The sequence below is a fragment of the Pseudomonas sp. WC1 genome (genome assembly GCF_050586565.1).
Classification (GTDB): Bacteria; Pseudomonadota; Gammaproteobacteria; order Pseudomonadales; family Pseudomonadaceae; genus Aquipseudomonas.
The window spans coordinates 1-3,079 of record NZ_JBOBDQ010000113.1 but is presented as its reverse complement, the minus strand read 5'-3'; the positions used below and the strand labels follow the sequence as shown (position 1 = coordinate 3,079).

The window sequence follows — 3,079 nt, the reverse complement described above, 5'->3', positions numbered from 1 at the left end:
GATATTTGTGGTTCGTCGCGAACTTTCGGTTCGTTTCGTCTTCACCACCACAATTTGGCCTCAGCGCAAATTGCTTGGGTGTTATATGGTCAAGCCTCACGGGCAATTAGTATTGGTTAGCTCAACGCCTCACAGCGCTTACACACCCAACCTATCAACGTCGTAGTCTTCGACGGCCCTTCAGGGAGCTCAAGGCTCCAGTGAGATCTCATCTTGAGGCAAGTTTCCCGCTTAGATGCTTTCAGCGGTTATCTCTTCCGAACATAGCTACCCGGCAATGCCACTGGCGTGACAACCGGAACACCAGAGGTTCGTCCACTCCGGTCCTCTCGTACTAGGAGCAGCCCCTCTCAAATCTCAAACGTCCACGGCAGATAGGGACCGAACTGTCTCACGACGTTCTAAACCCAGCTCGCGTACCACTTTAAATGGCGAACAGCCATACCCTTGGGACCGGCTTCAGCCCCAGGATGTGATGAGCCGACATCGAGGTGCCAAACACCGCCGTCGATATGAACTCTTGGGCGGTATCAGCCTGTTATCCCCGGAGTACCTTTTATCCGTTGAGCGATGGCCCTTCCATACAGAACCACCGGATCACTAAGACCTACTTTCGTACCTGCTCGACGTGTGTGTCTCGCAGTCAAGCGCGCTTTTGCCTTTATACTCTACGACCGATTTCCGACCGGTCTGAGCGCACCTTCGTACTCCTCCGTTACTCTTTGGGAGGAGACCGCCCCAGTCAAACTACCCACCATACACTGTCCTCGATCCGGATAACGGACCTGAGTTAGAACCTCAAGGTTGCCAGGGTGGTATTTCAAGGATGGCTCCATGAGAACTGGCGTCCCCACTTCAAAGCCTCCCACCTATCCTACACAAGCAAGCTCAAAGTCCAGTGCAAAGCTATAGTAAAGGTTCACGGGGTCTTTCCGTCTAGCCGCGGATACACTGCATCTTCACAGCGATTTCAATTTCACTGAGTCTCGGGTGGAGACAGCGCCGCCATCGTTACGCCATTCGTGCAGGTCGGAACTTACCCGACAAGGAATTTCGCTACCTTAGGACCGTTATAGTTACGGCCGCCGTTTACCGGGGCTTCGATCAAGAGCTTCGCTTGCGCTAACCCCATCAATTAACCTTCCGGCACCGGGCAGGCGTCACACCCTATACGTCCACTTTCGTGTTTGCAGAGTGCTGTGTTTTTAATAAACAGTCGCAGCGGCCTGGTATCTTCGACCGGCGTGGGCTTACGCAGCAAGTGCTTCACCCTCACCGGCGCACCTTCTCCCGAAGTTACGGTGCCATTTTGCCTAGTTCCTTCACCCGAGTTCTCTCAAGCGCCTTGGTATTCTCTACCTAACCACCTGTGTCGGTTTGGGGTACGGTTCCCAGTTATCTGAAGCTTAGGAGCTTTTCTTGGAAGCATGGCATCAACCACTTCGCGCTCTAATGAGCACTCGTCATCAGCTCTCGGCCTTGAGATCCCGGATTTGCCTAAGATCTCAGCCTACCACCTTAAACTTGGACAACCAACGCCAAGCTGGCCTAGCCTTCTCCGTCCCTCCATCGCAATAACTGGAAGTACAGGAATATTAACCTGTTTTCCATCGACTACGCTTTTCAGCCTCGCCTTAGGGACCGACTAACCCTGCGTCGATTAACGTTGCGCAGGAAACCTTGGTCTTTCGGCGTGCGAGTTTTTCACTCGCATTGTCGTTACTCATGTCAGCATTCGCACTTCTGATACCTCCAGCAAGCTTCTCAACTCACCTTCACAGGCTTACAGAACGCTCCTCTACCGCATCACCTAAAGGTGATACCCGTAGCTTCGGTGCATGGTTTGAGCCCCGTTACATCTTCCGCGCAGGCCGACTCGACTAGTGAGCTATTACGCTTTCTTTAAAGGGTGGCTGCTTCTAAGCCAACCTCCTAGCTGTCTAAGCCTTCCCACATCGTTTCCCACTTAACCATGACTTTGGGACCTTAGCTGACGGTCTGGGTTGTTTCCCTTTTCACGACGGACGTTAGCACCCGCCGTGTGTCTCCCATGCTCGGCACTTGTAGGTATTCGGAGTTTGCATCGGTTTGGTAAGTCGGGATGACCCCCTAGCCGAAACAGTGCTCTACCCCCTACAGTGATACATGAGGCGCTACCTAAATAGCTTTCGAGGAGAACCAGCTATCTCCGAGCTTGATTAGCCTTTCACTCCGATCCACAGGTCATCCGCTAACTTTTCAACGGTAGTCGGTTCGGTCCTCCAGTCAGTGTTACCTAACCTTCAACCTGCCCATGGATAGATCGCCCGGTTTCGGGTCTATACCCAGCGACTAAAGCGCCCTATTAAGACTCGCTTTCGCTACGCCTCCCCTATTCGGTTAAGCTCGCCACTGAATATAAGTCGCTGACCCATTATACAAAAGGTACGCAGTCACCTAACAAGTAGGCTCCCACTGCTTGTACGCATACGGTTTCAGGTTCTATTTCACTCCCCTCTCCGGGGTTCTTTTCGCCTTTCCCTCACGGTACTGGTTCACTATCGGTCAGTCAGTAGTATTTAGCCTTGGAGGATGGTCCCCCCATGTTCAGACAAAGTTTCTCGTGCTCCGTCCTACTCGATTTCACTGGCAAGAGATTTTCGTGTACGGGGCTATCACCCACTATGGCCGCACTTTCCAGAGCGTTCCACTAATCTCAAACCAGCTTAAGGGCTGGTCCCCGTTCGCTCGCCACTACTAAGGGAATCTCGGTTGATTTCTTTTCCTCAGGGTACTTAGATGTTTCAGTTCCCCTGGTTCGCCTCTTGCACCTATGTATTCAGTACAAGATAACCAGCTTGTGCTGGCTGGGTTCCCCCATTCAGAGATCTCTGGATCACAGTCTGTTTGCCGACTCCCCAAAGCTTATCGCAGGCTACCACGTCTTTCATCGCCTCTGACTGCCAAGGCATCCACCGTATGCGCTTCTTCACTTGACCATATAACCCCAAGCAATCTGGTTATACTGTGAAGACGACATTCGCCGAAAATTCGCACGTCGCTCTTTCGAGCAGAACTCACAAATTTTACCTTAGCCTGA

At 52.2% G+C, this 3,079-nt stretch carries 1 rRNA gene; it reads right to left on the bottom strand.

Annotated features, from left to right (window positions below):
- Positions 1–85: 85 nt before the first annotated feature.
- A 23S ribosomal RNA gene (locus tag ACQ4OD_RS26250) occupies positions 86–2,978 on the bottom strand.
- Between the last annotated feature and the right edge of the window lie 101 nt (positions 2,979–3,079).